This is a genomic window from Streptomyces sp. G45 (genome assembly GCF_049542095.1).
In the GTDB taxonomy this organism is placed as follows: Bacteria; Actinomycetota; Actinomycetes; order Streptomycetales; family Streptomycetaceae; genus Streptomyces.
Map to the genome: position 1 here is coordinate 1976024 of NZ_JBMUZU010000001.1, position 22495 is coordinate 1998518.

Below are 22495 nucleotides of genomic sequence, written 5' to 3' on the forward strand. Positions count from 1 at the left end.
ACGGGCGGGATGAAGCGGGGGGCAAAGACGGTGTCCTTGGCCGCCGTTGGCAGTTCTGGGGGTACGGGCGGTCGTTCGCGGTGCCGCGGGGTGTCGCGGCCGCCCTGTGTGCCCGCACCGTGGAAGGGGTCCATCGTGTACCGACGCGCTTGGGGGACCGCCGTCGTCCTCGCCCTGCTCACCGGACTGGCTCCCGTGGGCGCGGCGCGGGCGGCGCCGCACAGACCCGGGCCACTCCCCCTGGAGCGGCTCTTCGACAACCGGGCCGTCAGCGCCGACGCCCGCCCCGGCGCCGCCGACTTCGACGGCGCGGGCCGCTCGCTGTCCGCGCGGGACCTGGCGGCGGCCGGGTGGACTCCCGGCCGGTCCCTGCGCGTTGAGGGCGCGCTCCTGACCTGGCCGGACACCCGGGCGGGCCGCCCGGACAACGTGCGGGCCGACGGCCAGGCGGTGCGGGTGCGCGGGCGCGGCGACGCGCTCGCCTTCCTCGTGGCGGGCACGGGCGGCACCGCGCGGGGCACCGGGACGATCCGGTACCGCGACGGCTCGCGCGGCACCTACCGGCTCACCGCGCCCGACTGGCGCACCGGCCCCCTCGCCACCAAGGCCGTGGCGCTGCCGCACGTCAACACGCCGTCGGGCCAACGCGCCGAGAAGGCACGGCTGTACGTGGTGACGGTGCCGCTGGCACGCGGGCGGGCCGTGGCCTCGGTGACCCTGCCCCGGGACACCGCGCGCCCCGACCTGCACGTCTTCGCCCTGTCCGTGCGCGCCACCACCCGGGGGTGGACCGGCACTTGGGCGGCGTCCACGTCCGGGTACGCCGCCGTGGGGCCCTGGACGGACCGGACCGTACGGCTCGTGGTGCACACCAGCGTGGGCGGGCCGCGGGTGCGGATCCGGCTCGACAACACCTTCGCGGGGGCGCCGGTGCGGATCGGCGGCGCCACCGTCGCGGTGCGGGGCGCGGGGGCGGCAGCGCGCGGGGCGCCGGTGGCGCTGGGGTTCGGCGGGGCCGCCGGGGTGACGGTTCCGGCGGGGGCGCAGGCGCTCAGCGATCCCGTGCGGTTCGCGGTGCCCGCGGACGCGGATCTGCTCGTGAGTTTCCATCTGCCGGGGACCGTGGCGGCGGCACCCGTGCACAGCCGGGCCCTCCAGACCTCGTACGTCAGCGGGCCCGGCGACCACGCGGCGGATCGCGCCGGGGCGGCCTACGCCCCCGCCCTGCGGGCCTGGCCGCTGCTGACCGGCGTCGACGTCTCGGGCGGGCCCGGGTCCGTGGTGCTGCTCGGCGACTCCCTCACCGACGGCGTCGGCTCCACGCCCGACACCAACCGGCGCTGGCCCGACGTGCTCGCCCGGCGCCTGCTCGCCCAGTCCGCCGTGCCGCGCTACGGCGTCCTCAACCAGGGCGTCTCCGCCAACCGCGTCGTCACCGACCGGTACCCCGGTGACGGGGTCTTGGCCGACACCGGGGGCGTCAGCGCGCTCCACCGGCTCGACCGGGACGTCTTCGCGCAGACGTCCGCGCGCACCGTCGTCGTCTTCGAGGGCGTCAACGACGTCCGGGCGGGCGCCTCCGCCGACGCCGTCGTCGCGGGCCTGCGCGAGATCGCCGCGCGGGCGCGGGCGCGGGGGCTGCGGGTCGTGGGGGCGACGGTGCTGCCGTGCGAGGGGGAGGCGCGGTGCACGTCCGCGGTCGACGCGGAGCGGGTGGCCGTGAACTCCTTCATCCGTGAGGGCGGGGCGTTCGACGCGGTGCTCGACTTCGACGCGGTGGCCCGGGATCCCGGGCGGCCGTCGCGGCTGCTGCCCCGGTACGACAGCGGGGATCATTTGCATCCGGGCGACGCGGGGTTCGCCGCGCTGGCGGGGGCGGTGCGGTTGCGCGCGCTGGTCGGCTAGCCCTCGCGGGGGCGCCCCGGACCCGCCCCTTCACCCAGAACCAGGGGGCTGCCGCCCCCTGGCACCCCCGCCCTCATCGCCGCTGCGCGGCTCGTCCTCACACGCCGGACGGGCTGAATCATCGCGCTCCGCGCTCGCCCTCAAACGCCGGGCGGGCTTGACCTGTCGCGGTGCGTTCTCGTCCTTGAGCGCCGGACGTTCCCTGCCCGCCCGCCCCCCAAAAAAAGCGCGAGTGGGCAGGGGAAAAGCCCGTCCGGCGTTTGAGGACGAGCCGCGGAGCGGCGATAACGGGGTCCAAGGGGCGGAGCCCCGGGAAAGGGCGGGTGGGTGGGGAAGAAGGCGGCTAGACGTCCAGGTCGACGACCACTGGGGCGTGGTCGGAGGCGCCCTTGCCCTTGCGCTCCTCGCGGTCCACGTACGCGTCGGTGACCCCCTTGGCGAAGGGGCCGTTGCCGTAGACGAGGTCGATGCGCATGCCCTTGTTCTTGGGGAAGCCCAGCTCGCGGTAGTCCCAGTACGTGAAGGGGTGGTCGTACTTCAGGGGGCGCGGGACGACGTCCTGGAGACCGGCCTCCCGCAGGGAGGCGAGCGCGGCGCGCTCGGCGGGCGTCACATGCGTGAGGCCCTCGAAGCGCGCGACGTCCCAGACGTCGTCGTCGGTCGGCGCCACGTTGAAGTCGCCGAGGACGGCGAAGGGCCGGGAGCCCGCCGCGTCGCTGGCGACGGCGGCCCGCAGGGCCTCGAACCACTGGAGCTTGTAGGCGTAGTGCGCGTGGTCCACCTCGCGGCCGTTGGGCACGTAGACCGACCAGAGGCGGACGGGGCCGCAGGTGGCGGAGAGGGCGCGGGGCTCCTGCGCGCCGTCGTAGTCGGGACCGCCCGGCAGGCCGGTCACCACGTCGTCCAGGCCGACGCGGGAGACCAGCGCCACGCCGTTCCACCGGCCGTTGGCGTTGACCGCCGACTCGTAGCCGAGGTCGCGCAGGGCCTCGGTGGGGAACTGCTCCGCGGTGCACTTGGTCTCCTGGACGCACAGCACGTCCGTGCCGGTCTTCTCCAGCCAGGCGAGCAGCCGGGGCAGTCGGGCGGTGATCGAGTTCACGTTCCAGGTGGCGATGCGCATGACGGACAACCTACCCGCCGGGTGTGACAGTCACAGGTCCGCCGACTCCCCCGGCGCGAGCCGCACGTGCTCGGCGCCGCCGAGGCGCCCGATGTGACCGTCGTAGATGGGCCGGGCCAGGTCGGTCAGGAGCGCGTCGTGGACGTCGTACGCGCGCCGCGGGCCGACCTCCCGTACGTAGTCGATGACCTCGGCGATCTTGTTCCAGGGGGCCATGACGGGGACGAGGAGGGTGTCCACGGGGTGGTCGGGGACGGTGAGGGCGTCGCCGGGGTGGAAGACGGCGCCGTCGACGAGGAAGCCGACGTTGGTGACGCGCGGGAGGTCCGGGTGGATCACGGCGTGCAGCTCGCCGTGGACCTGCACGGAGAACCCGGCGGCGTCGAACGCGTCGCCGTGGCCGACCCGGTGCACCCGGCCGGGGAAGGCCGCCGCGAGCTGGTCGGCGACGGACGCCAGGGTCCAGACCTCGGTGGCCGGGTCGGCCTCCAGGGCGGCGCGCAGCCGCCCCTCGTCGAAGTGGTCGGGGTGTTCGTGGGTGACGAGGATCGCGTCCGCGCCGAGGGCCGCGTCGGCCTCGCTGAACCCGCCGGGGTCGACGACGAGCGTGCGCCCGTCCTTCTCCAGGCGCACGCACGCGTGGGACTGCTTCGTGAGCTTCATGCCGGTCGTCATGGGTCCCATCCTGCTCCCCCGGGGGCCCGGCGCGCCCCCGGGGGTGGCCGCTACTCCTGGGGGGTCGTCTCCTCGCGGATGACCGTCTGGGCGACGCGGAAGGCGCTGTTGGCCGCGGGCACCCCGCAGTACACCGCGGTCTGGAGCAGGACCTCCTTGATCTCCGCCGGGGTCAGGCCGTTGCGCAGCGCGGCGCGGACGTGGAAGCCCAGCTCCTCCAGGTGGCCGCCCGCGACGAGCGCCGTCAGCGTGACGCAGCTGCGGGTGCGGCGGTCCAGGCCCTGCCGGTTCCAGATCTCGCCCCAGGCGTACCGCGTGACGAGGTCCTGGAAGTCGGCGGAGAACTCGTCGGCCGCGGCCAGGGCCCGGTCCACGTGCGCGTCGCCCAGCACCTCGCGGCGGACCTTGAGGCCCTCGGCGTAGGTGTCGGCCGGGGCCTCGGCGGCCTCCGGCTGCTCGACCGGGGCGATCTCGGCGGCGGGCGCGGCGGGCGGCGGCGCGAGGACCGGCTTGACGGGCGGGGCCGCGATGGCGTGCTGGCCGGTGGCGCCGAGGTCCAAGGCGGCCTGCCAGGCGGTGGAGAAGTGGCGTACGAGCAGGTCGGTGACGGCGGCGGGCTGCTCCACGGGCGCCAGGTGGGAGGCGCCGGGCACGACGGCGAGGCGGGCGTCGGGGATGCCCGCGACGAGCGTGCGGGCCTCGGCCTGCCCGGTCACCTGGTCCTCGGAGCCGACCAGGACCAGCGTCGGGACCCCTATGCTGCCCAGCTCCGCGCGGATGTCGAAGGCGGCGAGCGCCTCGCAGGCGGCGATGTAGCAGCCGGGGTCGGTGGTGCGGACCATCTGCACGGCCCAGTCGGTGATCGCGGGCTGGGCGGCGGCGAAGCCGGGCGTGAACCAGCGCTCGGGCGACGTGCGCGCGATGGGGTCGAGGCCGTTGCTGCGGACGATCACGCCGCGCTGGCGGAACTCGTCGGCGCTGCCGAACCGGGGCGAGGTGGCGATCAGCGCGAGGGAGGCGACGCGGTGCGGGTGGCGCAGGGCCAGCTCGGCGCCGATCGCGCCGCCGAGGGCGCAGCCCGCGAAGCCGAAGCGCTGCACGCCGAGTTCGTCGAGGGTGGCGAGGACCCGGTTCGCAAGTTCACCGACGGAGTCCACGGGGTGCGCGGGGGCGCCGCCGTGTCCGGGCATGTCGAAGCGGAGCACCCGCCAGTGCTTGCTCAGCTCGGGCACCTGCCGGTCCCACATGTGCCAGGTCGTGCCGAGTGACGGTCCTAGGACCAGTACCGGAGCGTCATCCGAGCCGTCGAAGCGGAACTGAAGGGCAGGGGTGTTCGTCTCACTCACCCGCCCACGCTCCCACATGTCGCCGCGCCCCATGGACGGGGGTCGCGGCCTCCACGAAACCGCCGCAGCCTGCCGCCGTCGGGCACAGGTCCGGCACCCCGGGCGCGGTCGGCGGCGCAGGTGCCCACGGGCCCCGGACGGCGGCCGTCGGCTGTCCGCGGCGGTCGGCGGCTGTGCGGGGGCTATGCGGGGGCTATGCGGGGGCTGTCCGTCCGCTTCATCTCCGGGCCCGGTCGGCCGACTCGGGGCTTTCCAGATGCCGGGGCATGTCAATGGTGCATGCACGCATATCGGTGGCCGCACGGGATCGCAAATCGGGCCTTTCCTGAATTCATGGCGCATGGGGCCGGGCACTGCCACCTGCGCGCGGCTCCAAACTTTCCCTGACCTTTGATCAGCTCCGGGGTGCGGACCCGTTGTCAACCCGTACGACATCAACGAAGGTCTATGGGTGCAAGAAAGGGAGGCACCGCCAGGAAAACTCGAACGGGCCGCCGCCGACCGGTGTCCCGTCAACGGGACAGGCTCCCCGCGGACCCCCTCAGCAATCTCACCAAATACCGTCTGACCTGGGAGGTTCACGAAAGCAACGAACATTGCACGGGACACGGGACAGGCCGCCCGACCAGGGAGACGGCACCCGCCGAATGGCACCCGCACGACCCTGGGACCAGCTTTAACATCAGGGTTGTGTTAAGCGGGATCGACTCGTTAGCGTGCCAGTGATACGGCGCGGCATCTTGTGTCGTATTGCAGCGAGTGTGGTGATGCCGGGGGGCGACGATCAGCACACTCATCCACACAGGGGGGTTGGTTGGAATTAACCAACGGGAGATAATTGAATGGCTTCCAGCGAGATTCAGTTGCCTTTGGCGGCAATAGACGCGAGAAAGGTCTCCATCCTCAGCCGCCTGGCCATCCACGGTTCGCTGAACAAAATGGGAATATCGTTCCCTCAGGGCATGACCCGGCAGTCCTGGGAGGCCATCGGCAGCCAGCTCAAGAACGTGTCCAACTCGTCCGTGTGGTGGCTCGCCGACTGGATGATCCACGGTGAGAGCTCCTACGGCTCGCAGTACCGCGACGCCATCGAGCGGACCGGGCTCGACTACCAGACGCTGCGCAACTACGCCTGGGTGGCCAGAAGGTTCGAGCACAACCGGCGGCGGGAGACGCTCAGCTTCGCGCACCACGCGGAGGTGGCCCGGTTACCCGCCGCCGAGCAGGACTACTGGCTGCGCAAGGCCGAGCAGCAGTCCTGGTCCTGCAAGGAGCTGCGCAAGCAGGTGCGGGCCAGCATGGCCGAGCGCGAGATCGTGCCGCTGCCGCCGCCGAACACGTCCGGCACGGCGAGCGCGTCGAGCGCGCCCGGCGGACGGGGCGCGGCCCAGCAGGACGCGACGGGCGGGAGCAACGGCTCCGCCGGGCAGGCCACCACGCTCCAGATCGACCTGCCGGTCAGCGAGTTCGACCAGATCACCAAGATCGCGGAGTCCTTCGGGCTGAGCCGCAACGACTGGGCCGCGCGGGTGCTCCAGTCCGCCCTGCGCAATCTGGCGGGGGGTGACGTGTCCGCGCCCGTGGCCTAGGCCTCGCGGTGCGCCACGGTCCCGCCCCTTCCCGGACCGGGGGCCGACGCCTCCCCGCTCTCTCCGAAGACCGGCCTCCGGCCGCGTCCGCGAACGCCGGACGGGCTCTTCCCGGCTCGTCCGGCCGGCCCGTCCGGCGTTCGCGGGGGCGGCCTCAGGGGGTCGTGGTGGAGACCACGTAGACCATCGGGTGCTTCGGGTTGGCGCGGCTCACCACGATGTCCTGGGTGGGAGCCGGGTTGTCCTGGTCGTGGGTGACGCCGAACCAGGGGCCCGGGCCGGTGAACTCCCACCCCACGACGTTCCGGTCCCGCTTGCTGATCGTGATGTCGTCCTTCTTCAGCTTGTCCACGCTGGTCCCGGTCTCCTTCAGGAACCGGGCGAGCCCCTCGTTGCTGGTGAGGAACTGCGCGTACAGACGGCTGGTGCGCCAGTTGTTGGTCTCGTAGTAGGCGACCTCCGCCGAGTACGGCGGGATGGGCACGTCGTACAGGCGGCGCTGGACCTTGGAGGGCCAGCCCGCGGTGAGACCGGTCGCGGAGTACTTCTTCTCCTTGTCGCGGCCGCTGTTGCGGGACTGGTTCGCGGAGATCAGCAGATACCCGGCGGGAATGCCGATGAGCAGCACGATGATCGTCGCCGTGAGCCAGCGGCGGCGGAGCATGTGGCGGCGGTCCTCGGAGCGCCGCTCCCCGTCGACGGGCGGCCTCGCGGCCTGCTGGTCCGGTGAGGAGGGCTGGCGGGGGACGGTCATCTACTGGGTTCCCTGGGCGGTGCGGTCGTTGGCGCGGCGGGCCTCGGCGTAGCGCTCGTACCGCTCGTAGCGCTCCACGCGGCGGCGGTTGGCGCGGCGGAAGCGGCGGGCCACCAGGCGCGCCAGGTCCGCGGCGCCCACCATGCCCGCCTCGGGGCCGAGCTGGGCGCGGGCGATACGGGCCTCGGGGCGGTAGCCGCGGCCGGTGAGGTGGCGGCGGAAGGCGTCCCGGGCCGGGCCGATGAGCAGGTCGTCGGCGGCGCTGACGCCGCCGCCGATCACGAAGCAGGACGGGTCGAGGGCGGCGGCGAGGTTGGCGATGCCGACGCCGAGCCACTGTCCGATGTCCTGGAGCAGTTCGACGCACATGGCGTCGCCCTCGCGGGCCAGCTCGGTGATCAGGGGCCCGGTGATGTCCGGGATGTTGCCCTTGACGCGCTCCACGATGCCGTACGCCACCGGGGAGTCGGCGGCGGCCAGCTCGCGGGCCTCGCGGACCAGCGCGTTGCCGGAGCTGTACTGCTCCCAGCAGCCGCGGTTGCCGCACGGGCAGCGGTGGCCGCCGGGCACGACCTGCATATGGCCGAACTCGCCCGCCACCCCGAACTTGCCGCGCTTGACCTGGCCGTCCTCCAGGATCGCGCCGCCGATGCCGGTGCCGAGCGTGATCATGACGAGGTGGTCCTCGCCGCGGCCCGCGCCGAAGCGCCACTCCGCCCAGGCGGCGGTGTTCGCGTCGTTGTCCACCATGACCGGCACCGCCAGGCGGCCGGAGATGCGGTCCCGCAGCGGCTCGTTGCGCCAGGACAGGTGCGGGGCGAACAGGACGCGGTTGCGGTCCGCGTCGACCCAGCCCGCGGCGCCGATGCCGACGGCGTGCACGTCGTGCCGGTCGGACAGGTCCAGGACCAGCTCGACGATGGTGTCCTCGACGACCTTGGGGCTCTTGGACTTGTCCGGCGTCTCGGTGCGCAGGGTCTCCAGGATCTGCCCGTCGGCGTCGACGACGCCCGCCATCACCTTGGTGCCGCCGATGTCGATGCCGACGGTGGGGACGCGGGGTGCCGTCAGATGGGATCGGCGTTCACGCGTGCCCACGGTCCGCAGGACGGTGGCTCGTGCGGAGCCGCGGTGCGTGAGGTCGCGGTAGGTGCTCATCGCGCCGATTCTGCCTCACGCTCGCGGGGGCGCGCACAACGGGGACCACCCCGTACCCCGGGGGTGCGCGTGGCGCCCCGTAAGGGGCGCGGGGAACTGCGCGAGCAACCAGCGAAAAGCCGCAGACGCGTCTGCCGAGTCACCACGCAGACGCGTCTGCGGCTCTTCTTGGGCTGAGCACGCAGTTCCCCGCGCCCCTTACGGGGCGCACACCGGCCCCCCTAGGCAGCGGGGCCGCGCTCCAGCTCGTGACGGAGGTCGTCGAGCTCTGAGCCGCCCGCCATCTGGCGGGTCAGTTCGTCGAGGGTGACGTCGGCTCGCGTGTAGGAGCCGAACATCCCGCCCCGCTTGAGGAGGACGAAGCGGTCGCCGACCAGATAGGCGTGGTGCGGGTTGTGGGTGATCAGGACCACGCCGAGGCCCGCGTCGCGCGCGGCGGCGACGTACTTCAGGACGACGCCGGACTGCTTCACGCCAAGAGCCGCCGTCGGCTCGTCCAGGACGAGAACCTTCGCGCCGAAGTAGACGGCGCGGGCGATCGCCACGCACTGGCGCTCACCGCCGGAGAGCGTGCCGATGGGCTGGTCCACGTCGCGCAGGTCGATGCCCATGCGGAGCAGCTCCGCGTGGGTGGTCGTCCGCATGAACTCCACGTCCAGGCGCTTGAGGGGACCCTTGCCCTTCGTCGGCTCGGAGCCGAGGAAGAAGTTCCGCCAGACCGGCATGAGCGGGACGACCGCCAGGTCCTGGTAGACGGTCGCGATGCCGCGGTCCAGGGCCTCGCGGGGGCTGGCGAGCCGGGTGTGCTCGCCCTCGATCGAGAAGGTGCCCGCGTCGTGCTGGTGCAGCCCGGCGATGATCTTGATGAGGGTGGACTTGCCCGCGCCGTTGTCGCCGAGGACGCAGGAGATCTCCCCCGCGTGCACCTCAAGGGAGACGTCTTCGAGGGCGCGGATGTTGCCGTAGTACTTGCTGACGCCGTCGAGCTCCACCAGCGGGGTGCGGCCCTCGGCGGCCGTGGCGCCCTTCGGGGCGGCCTTGGTCGTCATTTCGTCGCCTCCGCGCGCTTGCGGACCCAGGCGTTCAGCAGGGTCGCGAGGAGCAGCATCGCCCCGAGGAAGAACTTGAACCAGTCCGGGTTCCACTCGGCGTACACGATGCCCTTGCTGGTCATGCCGAAGATCAGCGCGCCGACCGCGGCGCCCACCGCCGAGCCGTAGCCGCCGGTGATCAGGCAGCCGCCGATGACGGCCGCGATGATGTAGATCAGCTCGTTGCCGACGCCCTCGCCGGACTGCACGACGTCGTAGTTGAACAGCAGGTGCTGGCCGGAGACCCAGGCGCCGAAGGCGACGCCCATGTAGAGGCCGATCTTGGTCTTGCCGACCGGGACGCCGACCGCGCGGGCGGCCTGCTCGCCGCCGCCGACCGCGAAGATCCAGTTGCCCGCGCGGGTGCGAAGGAGGATCCAGGTGGCGACCGCGACCATGGCGAGCCACCAGACGATCGTGATCTTGAAGTCGACGCCGCCGACGGTGATCGTCGAGGCGAAGACGTCCTGGGCGGACGGGAAGCCCTCCATGTCGGAGATCGACTTGGTGGAGACCGTGCCGCTGATCAGCTTGGTGAAGCCCAGGTTCATGCCGGTGAGCATCAGGAACGTACCGAGCGTGATGATGAAGCTCGGCGGGTCCGTGCGGATCAGCATGACGCCGTTGAAGACGCCGATCGCGAGGGTGGCGAGCAGCGAGACGCCGACGCCGACCCAGACGTTCGCGGTCATCTGGTAGCTGAACATCGACGAGATCAGCGCGGACGTCGTCACCATGACGCCCGCCGACAGGTCGAACTCGCCGCCGATCATCAGCAGCGCCACCGGCACCGCCATGATGCCGATCGTGGAGGCCGCGTACAGGACCGTGGCGAGGCTGGTGGCCTGGAGGAAGCTGTCCGCGACGATCGCGAAGAACAGGAAGACCGCCACGGCGCCGACGACCGAGCCCAGCTCGGGGCGGCCGAGGAGCTTCTTCAGCGGCGAGGTCTTGAGCAGCCGCTCGTCGACGTCCTTCACGGGCTTCCCTGGTGCTGCCGGTGCTGTCGCGGTCATCGGGTACCCCGCTTCGCGTAGTCCTCAAGCTCGTCCGCCTGGTCCTTGGTGACGATCTGCGGACCGGTCAGGACCGGCTTGCCGCCGCCGAGGACGTCGGCGTTGTACTTGTAGAGCCACAGCAGGTCCACGGCCTCGTACCCCTGGAGGTAGGGCTGCTGGTCGACGGCGAAGCCGAGGGAGCCGGACTTCAGGCCCGCGGCGACCTTCTCGTTCAGGTCGAAGGTGTCGATCTCGGCCTTGCTGTTCGCGCCCTCCTTGGCCTTGACGGCCGTGTCGGCGAACGGCGCGCCGAGCGTGACGACCGCGTCGATGTCCTTGTCGGACTGGAGCCTGGCCTCGATGGAGGACTGCACGTCGGGCATGTTGGTGCCCTCGACGTACAGGTTGCGCATCTCGCCCTTGAAGGTCTTCTTGGCGCCCGCGCAGCGCTGCTCGTGGCCCACGTTGCCCTGCTCGTGCAGGACGCACAGGGCCTTCTTCCTGCCGCGCTTGTTCAGCTCGTCGCCGACGGCCTCGCCCGCGATGGTCTCGTCCTGGCCGATGTGGGTGAGCGCGCCGAAGGCCTTGGACTCCTCGGAGCCCGAGTTCACGGTGACCACGGGGATCCCGGCCTTGCGGGCGCGGGCCACGGCGGCCTTCATCGCGTCGGGCTTGGCGAGAGTGACGATGATCCCGTCGACCTTCTTGTCCACGGCCGCGTCGACGAGCTGTGCCTGCTGCTGCGCCTCGTCGTGGTGCGAGTACAGGAACTTGATGTTGTCCTTGACCGCGGCTTGCTTGGCGCCGCTCTGGACGATGTCCCAGAACGTGTCGCCGTCGCCCGAGTGGGTGATCATCGCGAAGGTCCAGCGCGGCGTGTCCACCGCCGCCCTGCCCCCCGCCTGCGCCGCCTTGCGCGCGTCCTCGGCGCGCTTGCCGCCGGTGCTGCTGCATCCCACGAGGGACGCCCCGAGCACCGCCACCAGCACGGCACCCACCGCACGTACTCCCGTCCGAACCCTTGCCACGTCGCCGTGCCCTTCTTGCTGCGCAGTGTTTGCAGTACCTGCCGAGTTTGCAGTGCTTGCTGTGCTCGCTGCGTTCGCTGTGCTTGCTGTGCTGCTCTCTGGTGTGGCCGGGTCCGGTCTGCGGACCCGGCCGCCCAAGTATCGGTCACACCGGTCCGCCCCGTGGTCATCGGGTACCGCGGGCGGTGTACTCCTCCAGCTTCGGTACGTCCACGACCGCGACGACGGCTGCCGCCGTGCGGGCTGTACGGGCTGTACGCATGGTGCGTCCACCCTTCTCCCGGCTCGTCCCGGCCGCTGCTGTGCGACTGGTGGGAGTTCTAGCGGGGGGCGCGGCCCAGCGTCAATGAGTTTGTCAGAACATTCTTACGGCCACGGACGGACCTACGGCCGTACGAGGAGCTGGAACTCGAAGGAGTACCGCGAGGCCCGGTACAGGTGGGAGCCGTACTCGATGGCGCGGCCGGTGTCGTCGAAGGTGGTGCGCCGCATGGTGAGCAGCGGGGCGCCCTCCGGCTCGGCGAGCAGCTCGGCCTCGGTGGCGCTCGCGGCGCGGGCGCCGACGGACTGCCGGGCGCTGTGCAGGGTGATGCCCGCGGCCCGCATGAGCCGGTACAGGCCCGTCGCCTCCAGGCGGGCGGTGTCGAGGTCGAGCAGCCCGACCGGGATGTGGTTGCGCAGGTACGCCATGGGCTCGCCGTGCGCGAGCCGCAGCCGCTCCACCAGGTGGACCTCGCTGCCCTCGGCCACGCCGAGCGCGGCGGCGGTCTCGGCGGAGGCGGGCTCGGTGACGTTGCGCAGGACGCGGGTCTCGGGCCGCTGCCCGGCCGCCTGGAGGTCGTCGTAGAGGCTGCTCAGCTCCAGGGGGCGCTTGACCTGGCTGTGCACGACCTGGGTGCCCACGCCGCGGCGGCGCACGAGCAGGCCCTTGTCGACGAGGGACTGGATGGCCTGGCGGACGGTGGGCCGGGAGAGGCCGAGCCGGGCGGCCAGCTCGATCTCGTTGCCGAGCAGGCTGCCGGGGGTCAGGGCGCCGCGCTCGATCGCCGCCTCCAGCTGCTGCGCGAGCTGGAAGTACAGCGGGACCGGGCTGCTGCGGTCGACGCCGAGATGCAGGGCGACGGTGGGGTCCACGGCCGGTTTCGCGGCTTTGGCTGCTGCTGGTTCGGTCACGGGGCGAGCGTAGTCGGGGGAGAAGATGACGGGAAGTTCGGAAGTTCTGTTGTCAGGACAAAGCATTGACAGGGGCGCGGGTCCGTCGCGAAGGTGGGGCCCATGCGCATCGGACTGATCGGAACGGGACGTATCGGCACCTTCCACGCGGCGGTCCTGGCCCGCCATCCGGAGGTGGAGTCGCTGCTGGTCGCGGACGTGGACGCGGCGCGCGCCACGGACCTCGCCGCCCGCACCGGGGCGACGGCCGCGGACTCGGTGGACGCCCTGTTCGCGGCCGCCGCGGGCGTGGACGCGGTGGTGATCACGGCGGCGACCTCGGCGCACGCGCGGCTGATCGGCCGGGCGGCGCGGGCGGGCCTTCCAGTGTTCTGCGAGAAGCCCATCGCCCTCGACCTGGCGGGGACGCTGGCCGCGCTCGCCGAGGTCGAGTCGGCGGGAACGGTTCTGCAGCTGGGCTTCCAGCGGCGCTTCGACGCCGGGTACCGGGCGGCGCGCGCGGCGGTGCGGGCCGGACGGCTCGGGCGGCTGCACACGGTCCGCGCCATGACCTCGGACCCGGCGCCGCCCCCGGCCGCGTACCTGCCGCTGTCCGGCGGCCTGTACCGCGACTGCCTGGTGCACGACTTCGACGTCCTGCGCTGGGTGACGGGCCGGGAGGTCACCGAGGTGTACGCCACCGGGTCCGACGCCGGGCCCGCGATGTTCCGCGAGGCGGGCGACGTGGACACCGCGGCGGTGCTCCTGACCCTGGACGACGGCACGCTCGCGACGGCGACGGCGACGCGGTGCAACGGCGCCGGGTACGACGTCCGCATGGAGCTGGCCGGGGAGGCCGACCAGATCGCCGTCGGCGTCGACGCCCGCACCCCGCTCACCTCCGCCGAGCCGGACGGACCGGCCGCGCCGGACAAGCCCTGGCCCGGCTTCCTGGAGCGCTTCGCCCCGGCGTACGAGGCGGAGCTGGCCGCGTTCGTGGACGTCGTGCGCGGTCGGCTCGACAACCCCTGCGACGGCCGGGAGGCGCTGCACGCGCTGCGGATCGCGGAGGCGTGCGAGCTGTCGCGGGCCGAGCGGCGGCCGGTGCGCCTGACGGAGATCGCCGGGGCGTGACGGAGACCACCGGCACCTGGCGGCGGCCCCATGGCCACCGCCGGGTCCTGGCGGCCCCGGGGTCACCCCCTCCCCGAGGCCGGTCCGGCGCCTTGGCCGGTGGTCCTGACCGTGCCCTGGGCCATCGCGCACAGCACCTCGGCGCCGTCGGCGTCCACGGCGAACAGGTCGCAGCGGACCACGGCCTGACGGCGCGTCGCGTCGGCGACCCGGGCGCGGGCCACCAGGCGCGCTCCGCTGGCCGGGCGCACATACTGGATGGTGAAGCCGGAGGTCAGCACGGCGGCGCCGAGGGCGGTGCCCGCGGCGAAGGTGATGCCGTTGTCCGCCGCGTACGCCAGGACGCCGCCGTGCACGAAGCCGTTCTGCTGGAGGAGTTCCTTCCGCAGCGGGATCTCCAGGGTGGCCCCGCCGTCGCCGAAGGCGGTCAGCTCGGCGCCCAGGTGCAGGCTGAACGGCTGGGCGGCCAGGGTCTGCTGGGCGAGCGTGAGGTCCAGGGGGCCCGGGGCGGGCGCGGCGTCTGTCATGGCAGGACTTCTACCACCCGGTAACTACTGCTGCCTACCGCCGGGGCGCGGCCGCCTGAGGCGCTACCAGCGCACGTCCAGCCTTCTCAGGCCCCGCATCAGCAGGCCCGGGCGCCAGTCGGTCGGCGTGCCGTCCAGGGTGAGGTCCGGGCAGCGCTCCAGGAGCGTGCGCAGGGCTATGCGGCCCTCCAGGCGGGCCAGCGGGGCGCCCAGGCAGAAGTGGATGCCGTGCCCGAAGGCCACGTGGCCCTGGGGGGCGCGGCGCAGGTCGAAGTCGTGCGGGGTGCCGTACTTCCCCGGGTCGTGGTTGGCGGCGGCCAGGCCCACGACGACGGCCGACCCGGCGGGCACCAGGAGACCGCCCATCTCGGTGGGCTCGGTGGTGAAGCGGTAGGTCGAGTTCTCCACCGGGCTCTCGTGGCGCAGGCCTTCCTCGACGGCGCCGTCGAGGAGGCTCATGTCGGCGCGCAGCGCGGCCAGTTGGGCGGGGCGGCTGAGCAGCGCGTGCACGGTGTTGGTGATGAGGTGGACCGTCGTCTCGTGGCCCGCGATCAGCAGGAGGTAGGCCATGCCGCGCAGTTCCTCGTGGGACAGGCGGTCGCCGTCCTCCGCGCGCGTGCGCACCAGGGCGCTGAGCAGGTCGTCGCCCGGGGTCGCGCGCTTGGCCGCTATCAGGATGTCCAGATACGCGGCCAGTTCGGCGTAGACCGTCTCCTCCCAGGCCTCCGTGGTCGGCGTGATGGCCTCGTTCGACATGCGGCGGAACTCGTCGCGGTCCAGGTCCGGGACGCCGAGCAGCTCGCAGATGACCGTCATGGGCAGCGGGAAGGCCAGGGCCTCCACCAGGTCGGCGCGGTCGCCCGCGGCGAGCATCGCGTCCAGGAGGCCGTCCGTGATCTCCTGGACGCGCGGGGCCATCGCCTGGACGCGGCGGGCGGTGAACTCCCGGGCGATCAGGCCGCGCAGGCGGGTGTGGCGGGGCGGGTCCACCGACAGCAGGTGCGGGCCGATCAGCTTCTCGTCCGGCAGCTCCCTGTCGAAGCCGTCACTCGACTTGGTCAGGCGGGGGTCGGCGAGGGTGGCCCTCGCCAGCTCGTGGTCCACCACCAAGTAGTGGTCGTCCTCGTGGTCCGGGGGCGGGAAGCGGACTCTGTGGATGGGGCCGCGGGCCCTCAACTCGGCGTAGACGGGGTGGGGGTCGGCGGTGAAGTCCTCGTACGCACCCAGGTCGATGACCTCTGCGTTTCGGTCTGCCATGGCGGCTCCCCGCGGCTCGGCGGCTGTGGCGGGTGAACGAACGCCACCGCCGCCCGGTTCCCTCGCGGGGGGCCTCTTTCTGGCGTGGGCGCCCTGCGCCTCTTTCTGGCGTGGGCGCCCGGCGCGGCTTGATTGGCGCTGCGCGCCTCGTCCTCAAACGCCGGACGGGCTAAGACGCTGCCGCACCGGCAGAATCCAGCCCAGCCCGCGAAGACCCGGCCCGTCCGGCGTTCAGGAGCCGTCCAGTAGGCCCGCGTCGTGGACCAGGAGGGCGATCTGGACCCGGTTGTTGAGGTCCAGCTTGGTGAGGACCCGGGAGACATGGGCCTTGACGGTGGCGACGGACAGGTACAGTTCGGCGGCGATGTCGGCGTTGGACGCCCCGCGCCCCACGGCGACGGCCACCTCCCGCTCGCGCTCCCCCAGGGCGTCGAGCCGGGTCAACGCCCGCCGCCGCCGGTCGAGTTGGGGGCCGCCCCCGGTCACCTGGGAGATGAGCTGCTGGGTCACGGTGGGCGAGAGCACGGGCTCCCCCGCGGCCACGGACCGCACCGCCGCCACGATCTCCGCGGGCGCCGTGTCCTTGAGGACGAACCCGGCGGCCCCGGCCCGCAGCGCCCGCAGCACCTGCTCGTCGGCGTGGAAGGTGGTGAGGACGATGACCTCGGGGGCGTCGGGCCGCTCGCGCAGCGCCTCGGTGGCGGTGAGCCCGTCGACGGTCGGCATGCGGATGTCCATCAGGACCACGTCGGGCCGCGTCCGGCCCACGAGGGCGGCGACCTCGCTGCCGTCCCCCGCCTCGCCCACGATCTCGATGTCGTCCGCGCCGCCGAGCATGAAGGACAGTCCGGCGCGGACCAGCGGGTCGTCGTCGACGAGCAGGAGCCTGATCGGTTTCATGGGGCTACCGTAACGAGCCCGGGGCGGGGGCCCGCCCCGGGCCGGTGCGGCGCCGCGCGGGGTCACCCGGGCAACCTCAGGCGCAGCGGGCCGCAGCCCACGCGGTCGGCCTCGGCGGCCACGTAGCGGGGCATGAGGGCGCGGATGTCGGCGGCCCGCTCCCCGTCGTCCGCCCGGATCAGGAAGGTGACGTCGCCGGTCTGGCACCGGGCCTGGTAGAGGGCCATGTCGTCGCGGAGGAAGCCGGTTCCCCTGGTGTACCGCTTGGTGTCGCCGACGGCCGTGATGCGCTGGTGCCCGCCGTCGTACGACAGGTTCTTGTAGAGCACGGCGAGCCGGGGGTCCTCAACGGTCATCAGGCGCAGCGAGGGGTGGTCGAAGAGCACGTCCCGGTCGCAGGTGCGCACCGGCGCGTCGCCCGCGGTGACCAGCGGGCTGCGGTAGGTGTCGGGCCGTCCGGCGCGCAGGCGCAGGCCCTTGACGCCACAGACCGCGTCGCGCTTCTCGGCCGTGAACCGGGCGGGCGCGGCGAGGCGGGCGGAGGGGTCGGCGAGGGTGCGCTCGCAGCCCTGGTCGGTCATGTAGTCGTTGACGAGCGTGACCACGGCGCGGGCGAGCCGGGCGCGTTCGTCGGTGTCCACCTCCTCGTCGTACACGGTCCAGCCCCGCTCCAGGTCGACGACGAGGGGGCCCTCGCGCTCGTCCTGTCTGCCGACGCAGCCCTCCGGGACCGCGAGCCAGGCGCGCGTGTCCGACACCATGCCGAGCAGGCCGCCGCCGAGCGGTGTCATGCGCGCGGACAGGTACGCGTCGGCCCACTGGTCGCCCGCGCCGCCGAACCGGACGTCGAGCTGGTGCACCCGGGCGGTGACGCGGGCGCCGCGCGGGGACTTCAGCGTGCAGGTGCCGGACGGGCCCTCCGAGGCGATCCGGTCGCGGCTCACGGGTATCTCCGCGGCCTCGATGTCCCGCTTGCCGTGGAAGAGGTCCGCCACGTCGTCCTCGTCGAACGCGCCCCAGCACGCCCGCTCCCTGGCGAACGGCCCCGCCTCGGCCTGCCAGGCCACGCCCGTGCCGCCGAGCAGCGCCCCGGCGAGCGCGGCGGCGACGGCGGGCCGCACCCGGCCGCGGGTGAGTTGCCGCCAGTGCCACCAGGGCCTGCGCGGCCCGGGTGCCGCGGCGGTCGCGGCGGCCACGTCTCCCCCGGTGGTGTCGGGGTCCCGGCCGGTACCGGGGTCCCGGCCGGTACCGGAGTCCCGGCCGGTACCGGAGTCCCGGCTGGTGCCGGAGTCCCGGCTGGCGTTGCCGGTTTCCCTCAGCTCCCCACCGGCCTCGGCCCCGGCAGCCGACGCCGCCTCCCTCTCGGGTGTCGCCCCGCCGTCGTTCCTCGCGTCGCTCATCGGTGCTCCCCCTCGGCTGCGGACGGTGTGACCGGCTCGGTCGCGGACGGTGCGACCGGCGCGCACCCGAGGCGGCGGGTCACGCCGTTGGTGAAGGCGGTGAAGTAGCCCCGGGTCTCCCGCGCCGTGGAGCCGAGCAGCAGGAACGTCGTCGGGCGGCCCGCGCACCGGGCCCGCACGATCTGGTGGCCGTCGGCGAAGACGCCGGTGCCGCGCCAGCCGCGCGCGGGCGGCGCGCTGCCGGTCACGCCGTCGAGCAGCGCCGAAAGCCGCGGCTCGCGCACCATCAGGGCGTCGAAGATCCGGGTGTCCTCGCGCTCCCCGCGCAGCGCGGAGCGGCCGATCCGCGCCGAGCAGGCCTGTAGGCCGTCGGTGACCGCGCCGGTCTGGGCCTCCACGCGCAGCGCCGTGTCCTCGGCGAACCCGGCCTCGACGTCGAGCCCCTGGATGCGGCAGGCGGCGGTGGACGGCGAGGTGTCCTCCTGCTCCGGCAGCCGCAGCAGCGGCGAGGTGACGCGGAGCGGCTCCTTCGGGGCGCAGCCCGCGGCCCGCATGCCCGTGTTCGCGGCGGCCAGCAGGAGTTCCACGGCGTCGTCGGCGCTGCCGAGGCCCTTGCCGCCGATGACGTCCCGCGGCCCCTTCTCCTCGGCCCGCACGGTGACGGCCGTGGGCCGCCCGTCGCGGGTGTCGCAGCGCTCGGGCAGCACCAGCAGTCCGTGGCGGCCGTCGACGGCGCCGGGCAGCCCCTCGGGCAGCGGCACCGCGCGGTCGCCGAGGAACGTGGTGATCCACTCGACGCGGGCGGCCGCCGCCCTGGGCGCGGGCCCGTAGGTGAGCGTCACCTCGGTGTCCTGGACGCCCTTGTCGCCGTCGCTGAACGTGTGCTGGGAGCGCACCGCGAGCACGCAGCCGCCCCGCGGCTCGGCGGGCGTCGGCGCGGTGCCGCGGGCGGTGCGGCTGCGGCCGTCCGCGCCGTCGAAGGCCTCGTCACCGAGCACTCCGGGCCCGCTGTCCTGCTCCCAGGCGCCCCAGCAGTAGCGGTCGCGGTCCTCGTCGAAGGGCCAGGTATCCGTCGTCCAGGTGCCGAGCCCGGCGGCGAGCACGGCGACGGCGCTGGCGACGGCGAGCGCGCCGCGCCGGGTTCTGAGCCGTTTCCGTACGCGTGGGAGTTTCCGTATGCGTGGGAGTTTCGGTATGCGTGGGAACGGTGTGCCTTCGTGCGAGTGGCCGGTGTCGTCCGGCGCGCTCTCCCCCGTCACGGCGTTCACCTCTCCGGTTGCGAACGTTTGCGCTTGCGGCGGCCGATGGTAGCCGGGCGGCGCGGGCCCGCTCCCAGCAGGCCCCGGCGAACCGGAAGTTGAGCTTCCCTCCAGCGGGTCACCCCCAGGACGGTCACCCCCAGACGGTCACCCCAGTACGGTCACCCTCGGAACGGTCACCCCCAGGGCAGCCACGCCTCCACCTGGAACCCGCCGTCGGGCCGGGTGCCGTGGCTGAGCCGCCCGCCCGCGAGCGAGGCGCGCTCGGTGAGCCCGATGAGCCCCTGCCCCGAGCCGGGGACGTGGGGCACGTCACCGGGGGGCGCCGGGTTGCTGACGGTCAGGGTCAGGCCCTCCTCGGGGGTGCCCGCCACGGTGACGGTCACCTCGGCGCCCGGCGCGTGCTTGCGGGCGTTGGTCAGGGCCTCCTGGGCGATGCGGTAGGCGGTGCGGCCGGTCGCCGCGGGCACCGCCTTGGGTTCGGAGACGCGCAGGTCGAGCACGACCTTCATGTCCGCCTCGCGGGACTCGGCGACCAGGGTGTCCAGGGCGGCGAGGGTGGGCTGGGGGCGCCCGGAGTCGTCGGCGTCGCCGCCGCGCAGCACGCCGATCACCTGGCGCAGGTCCTGGAGGGCCTCGTGCGCGCTCTCGCGGATGACTCCGGCGGCGCGGGCGATCTCCTCCTGAGGCGCGTCGGGCCGGAACTCCAGGGCGCCCGCGTGCACGCTGAGCAGGGTGAGGCGGTGCGCGAGGACGTCGTGCATCTCCCGCGCGATGGCCTCGCGGGCGAGCCGCTGGGCCTGTTCGGCGCGGAGCGCGGCCTCGCTCTCGGCCCGCCGGGCCCGGTCGCGCAGCGCGATCAGGAGCTGCCGCCGGGCGCGGACGAACATGCCCCAGGCGACGGCGGTCGCCACGAAGGCCGCGTTCAGTACGACGCTGGCGACGTACGGCAGTTCCGGGTCGGGCCGCAGCCAGAAGAAGACCAGCGACAGGGTGACGGCGGCGCCGCCGACCCACGCGCAGTACCGGAAGGGCCGGTGCACCGCGAGGGTGAAGTAGGCGACGAGGGCGGCGCCGCCCGCGGTGGTCGACACGATCCCGGCCAGGGCCATCGCGACGGCCAGGCCGAACGGCCAGCGCCTGCGCGCCCAGACGGCGGCGCAGGACAGCGCGCCGACGAGCTGGTCGAAGTTGACCACGGCGCCGGAGAGGCCGCCGGGGTTCCGGGACAGCTCGTCGGCGGCGACCATCCCGATGAACACGGCCACCAGGAAGCAGGCGAAGTCCACGAGCCAGTCCCGCAGGGTGCGCCGGGCGCGGGTGCGGCCCTGCTGCCGGTCGGGGTCCAGCTCGGCGGCGATGGCCGAGGGCAGGAACCACTTGCGCCGGGTCACGGGGTCGAGGTCCACCGCGCGGGCCGCCGCGTCGCGGGACGGGGATCCCTTGTCCGGGGACGGAGATCCCGCGCCGGGGGACGGGGGTCCCACGTCGGGGGACGAGGATCCCGCGTCGGGGGCCCGCCCGGCTCCCGGCTGGGTCCGTGCGCTGTCGTTCACAAGCGACCAATCTACGCACCCCGGGCCGCGGCGCCCGTCCGCGTGCGGCGATCGGCTACGAAAGTCGCGCCACCAGCGACTTTCGGCGCACCGGCGCCCGGCGCCGGGCCGTCTCGCGGCGGGCACGGCCGCGCCCCGCGGCCGATGTGCGTGGGGGGTCCGCGGGGCGAGGCTCGGTGCCATGAAGCGGCTTCTCGAAGGTGTCGGTGTCGTTCTGCTGTTCCAGGGCGCCGTGGGCCTGGTGCACGAGTTCAGCGGTCGGCTGCGCGGCTGGGGCGTCGTCCAGCGCGTCGGCTTCGCCGAGGGCTACGAGCTGTATCTGAGCGTCGCGCTCGTGGTGCTCGCGGGCGCGCTGTTCGCCGCCGCCGAGAGCCGGGGCGGGCCCGGGTGACCCGGCCCGTGCCGCCCGGGGTCAGCAGCCGTGGTCGACCAGGTCGAACGACCGGTAGTGGTCGGCGGTGTAGTAGTCCTCCTGGGCGCGCTCGCCGGTGACGATGCGGCGGGCACCGCGGTCGGACGAGCCCGGGGTCTTGACGGTGTACTCGTGGTAGTAGCCGGTGCTCTGCTTCGGCAGGATGCCCTCCCTGTTCTGGAAGACGGTGCCGTCCTGCGGGTACGGGAACGGCCCGCCCCGCTCGATCAGTTCGAGGGTGTCGTGGGCCTGCGCGGGCAGGTCCGAATAGCAGATCTCGCCGACCGCGGCGACGGAGTGGCCCGCGGGCGCGGACGGGGCGGCGGGCGCCGCCGTCGCCACGCCGGTGGCGGTGCCGCCGACGAGCAGGGCACCGGCGAGAGCGGAGACGCTGACGATTCGTGTGATCCGTGGGGGGATTCGCATGACCCCAGTGTGACGCGCGTAGAGGTTGAGGTGTCAATGACAAGCACACGCAAGTCACAGGAATTTTCCAGGAGTTAACCGTAGCTCCCGTACTCCGGCCGCCCCGCGCGCTCGTACGAGTTGATGGCGACGCCCTTGGACGTCGTACGGGAGCCGGTGTGCCGGAACGCGGTGGGCAGGCCGCCCTCGGCGAACAGGCGGCCGCCGGAGCCGAGGACCACGGGGAACGTCAGCAGGTGCAGCGCGTCGACCAGGTCGTGTGCCAGCAGGGACCGCGCGAGGTCCGCGCTGCCGTGCAGCTGGAGCTCGCGGCCGGGCCGCTCCTTGAGCGCGGTGACGTCCTTGACCAGGTCCTCGCGGCCGATGACCTCCGTACCCTGCCAGTCGGCGCCGGTGAGGGTGGTGCTGGCCACGTACTTCGGCAGGCCGTTGAGCCGGGTGGCGATGGGGTCCTCGGGGTCGGTCACCCTCGGCCAGTACGCGGCGAAGACGTCGTACGTACGCCGTCCCAGCAGGAACGCGTCCGCCCGGTCGAACACCTCGGTCATGAACCGGCCGAAGTCCTCGTCCCCGTACGGCACGGACCAGCCGCCGTGCGTGAACCCGCCGCTCGGGTCCTCCTCCGGGCCGCCCGGGGCCTGGACGACGCCGTCGAGGGTGACGAACTGGGTGAGCGTGAGCTTCATGGCGGTGCCTCTTCCGTGTCTCGGTGCCGGGGTCGCTGCCGGGGTCGCTGCCGGTCTCGGTGCCGGGTCGCCGCCGGTCTCGGTGCCGGGGCCGCCCCCTCTCTTCAGACCCTGGTGCG

General features: G+C 73.4%; 21 protein-coding genes. 4 read left to right on the plus strand and 17 right to left on the minus strand.

The genetic code is table 11. The annotated features are described in order from the left end of the window. Positions 1-135 precede the first annotated feature (135 nt). Positions 136-1905, plus strand: a complete 1770-nt coding sequence (locus tag ACOBQU_RS07925; RefSeq protein ID WP_423625260.1) for an SGNH/GDSL hydrolase family protein — start codon at positions 136-138, stop codon at positions 1903-1905. Positions 1906-2248: 343 nt separating this feature from the next. On the opposite strand, the gene ACOBQU_RS07930 is transcribed toward ACOBQU_RS07925, so the two are convergent. The 3 genes from ACOBQU_RS07930 to pcaC all read right to left on the minus strand — a co-directional run bounded on the left by ACOBQU_RS07930 (position 2249) and on the right by pcaC (position 5049). Continuing rightward, on the minus strand, positions 2249-3028 hold the full coding sequence (locus tag ACOBQU_RS07930) for an exodeoxyribonuclease III (protein ID WP_423625262.1): 780 nt from the start codon (positions 3026-3028) through the stop codon (positions 2249-2251). A gap of 30 nt (positions 3029-3058) precedes the next feature. Further along, positions 3059-3691: an MBL fold metallo-hydrolase gene (locus ACOBQU_RS07935; protein ID WP_423634328.1), complete on the minus strand. Its 633-nt coding sequence runs from the start codon at positions 3689-3691 to the stop codon at positions 3059-3061. 62 nt (positions 3692-3753) lie between these two features. Then, the gene (gene pcaC, locus ACOBQU_RS07940; protein ID WP_423625263.1) at positions 3754-5049 is read right to left on the minus strand and encodes a 4-carboxymuconolactone decarboxylase; all 1296 of its coding nucleotides are present in this window, start codon (positions 5047-5049) and stop codon (positions 3754-3756) included. A gap of 842 nt (positions 5050-5891) precedes the next feature. Here pcaC and ACOBQU_RS07945 point away from each other — a divergent pair. Next, positions 5892-6638 carry an LmbU family transcriptional regulator gene (locus ACOBQU_RS07945; protein WP_423625265.1) on the plus strand — a complete coding sequence of 249 codons (747 nt, stop codon included), beginning with the start codon at positions 5892-5894 and terminating at the stop codon, positions 6636-6638. Positions 6639-6792: 154 nt separating this feature from the next. Here ACOBQU_RS07945 and ACOBQU_RS07950 read toward each other — a convergent pair whose 3' ends face one another. From ACOBQU_RS07950 to ACOBQU_RS07975, 6 genes are all read right to left on the minus strand, one after another. Next, complete coding sequence (locus ACOBQU_RS07950; RefSeq protein WP_423625267.1) at positions 6793-7392, minus strand: sugar kinase; 600 nt, start codon at positions 7390-7392, stop codon at positions 6793-6795. Then, the gene (locus ACOBQU_RS07955) at positions 7393-8550 is read right to left on the minus strand and encodes an ROK family glucokinase (protein ID WP_423625269.1); all 1158 of its coding nucleotides are present in this window, start codon (positions 8548-8550) and stop codon (positions 7393-7395) included. Positions 8551-8771: 221 nt separating this feature from the next. Continuing rightward, positions 8772-9599 carry an ATP-binding cassette domain-containing protein gene (locus ACOBQU_RS07960; RefSeq protein ID WP_423625272.1) on the minus strand — a complete coding sequence of 276 codons (828 nt, stop codon included), beginning with the start codon at positions 9597-9599 and terminating at the stop codon, positions 8772-8774. Continuing rightward, positions 9596-10657, minus strand: a complete 1062-nt coding sequence (locus ACOBQU_RS07965; protein ID WP_423625274.1) for an ABC transporter permease — start codon at positions 10655-10657, stop codon at positions 9596-9598. The genes ACOBQU_RS07960 and ACOBQU_RS07965 overlap by 4 nt, the downstream gene beginning before the upstream one ends. Further along, on the minus strand, positions 10654-11637 hold the full coding sequence (locus ACOBQU_RS07970; protein WP_423625276.1) for a sugar ABC transporter substrate-binding protein: 984 nt from the start codon (positions 11635-11637) through the stop codon (positions 10654-10656). Before ACOBQU_RS07970 ends, ACOBQU_RS07965 begins: the two co-directional genes overlap by 4 nt. A gap of 414 nt (positions 11638-12051) precedes the next feature. Beyond that, positions 12052-12801 (minus strand): GntR family transcriptional regulator, encoded by a 750-nt coding sequence (locus tag ACOBQU_RS07975; RefSeq protein ID WP_423634330.1) that lies wholly within the window; start codon positions 12799-12801, stop codon positions 12052-12054. 141 nt (positions 12802-12942) lie between these two features. Here ACOBQU_RS07975 and ACOBQU_RS07980 point away from each other — a divergent pair, with 141 nt between their 5' ends. Further along, positions 12943-13953 (plus strand): Gfo/Idh/MocA family protein, encoded by a 1011-nt coding sequence (locus ACOBQU_RS07980; RefSeq protein ID WP_423625278.1) that lies wholly within the window; start codon positions 12943-12945, stop codon positions 13951-13953. A 62-nt stretch (positions 13954-14015) separates the two neighbouring features. On the opposite strand, the gene ACOBQU_RS07985 is transcribed toward ACOBQU_RS07980, so the two are convergent. The 6 genes from ACOBQU_RS07985 to ACOBQU_RS08010 all read right to left on the minus strand — a co-directional run bounded on the left by ACOBQU_RS07985 (position 14016) and on the right by ACOBQU_RS08010 (position 20705). Next, positions 14016-14480 carry a PaaI family thioesterase gene (locus tag ACOBQU_RS07985; RefSeq protein WP_423625280.1) on the minus strand — a complete coding sequence of 155 codons (465 nt, stop codon included), beginning with the start codon at positions 14478-14480 and terminating at the stop codon, positions 14016-14018. Positions 14481-14543: 63 nt separating this feature from the next. Then, positions 14544-15737, minus strand: a complete 1194-nt coding sequence (locus tag ACOBQU_RS07990; protein WP_423625282.1) for a cytochrome P450 family protein — start codon at positions 15735-15737, stop codon at positions 14544-14546. A gap of 231 nt (positions 15738-15968) precedes the next feature. Further along, positions 15969-16637 carry a response regulator gene (locus ACOBQU_RS07995; RefSeq protein WP_423625284.1) on the minus strand — a complete coding sequence of 223 codons (669 nt, stop codon included), beginning with the start codon at positions 16635-16637 and terminating at the stop codon, positions 15969-15971. Positions 16638-16699: 62 nt separating this feature from the next. Beyond that, entirely contained in the window at positions 16700-18037 is a 1338-nt protein-coding gene (locus ACOBQU_RS08000; protein WP_423625286.1) for a hypothetical protein, read from the minus strand. After that, positions 18034-19296 (minus strand): hypothetical protein, encoded by a 1263-nt coding sequence (locus ACOBQU_RS08005; RefSeq protein WP_423625287.1) that lies wholly within the window; start codon positions 19294-19296, stop codon positions 18034-18036. The genes ACOBQU_RS08000 and ACOBQU_RS08005 overlap by 4 nt, the downstream gene beginning before the upstream one ends. Before the next feature lie 176 nt (positions 19297-19472). Further along, the gene (locus tag ACOBQU_RS08010; RefSeq protein ID WP_423634332.1) at positions 19473-20705 is read right to left on the minus strand and encodes a histidine kinase; all 1233 of its coding nucleotides are present in this window, start codon (positions 20703-20705) and stop codon (positions 19473-19475) included. A gap of 328 nt (positions 20706-21033) precedes the next feature. On the opposite strand from ACOBQU_RS08010, the gene ACOBQU_RS08015 reads away from it, so the two are divergent. After that, on the plus strand, positions 21034-21243 hold the full coding sequence (locus tag ACOBQU_RS08015; protein ID WP_423625288.1) for a hypothetical protein: 210 nt from the start codon (positions 21034-21036) through the stop codon (positions 21241-21243). Between the two features lie 21 nt (positions 21244-21264). Here the strand turns inward: ACOBQU_RS08015 and ACOBQU_RS08020 are convergent, their stop codons facing one another. Next, the gene (locus ACOBQU_RS08020) at positions 21265-21690 is read right to left on the minus strand and encodes a ribonuclease (protein ID WP_423625290.1); all 426 of its coding nucleotides are present in this window, start codon (positions 21688-21690) and stop codon (positions 21265-21267) included. Positions 21691-21764: 74 nt separating this feature from the next. Beyond that, a complete protein-coding gene (locus tag ACOBQU_RS08025) occupies positions 21765-22376 on the minus strand; it encodes a dihydrofolate reductase family protein (RefSeq protein ID WP_423625292.1) in 612 nt (203 codons plus the stop codon). Between the last annotated feature and the right edge of the window lie 119 nt (positions 22377-22495).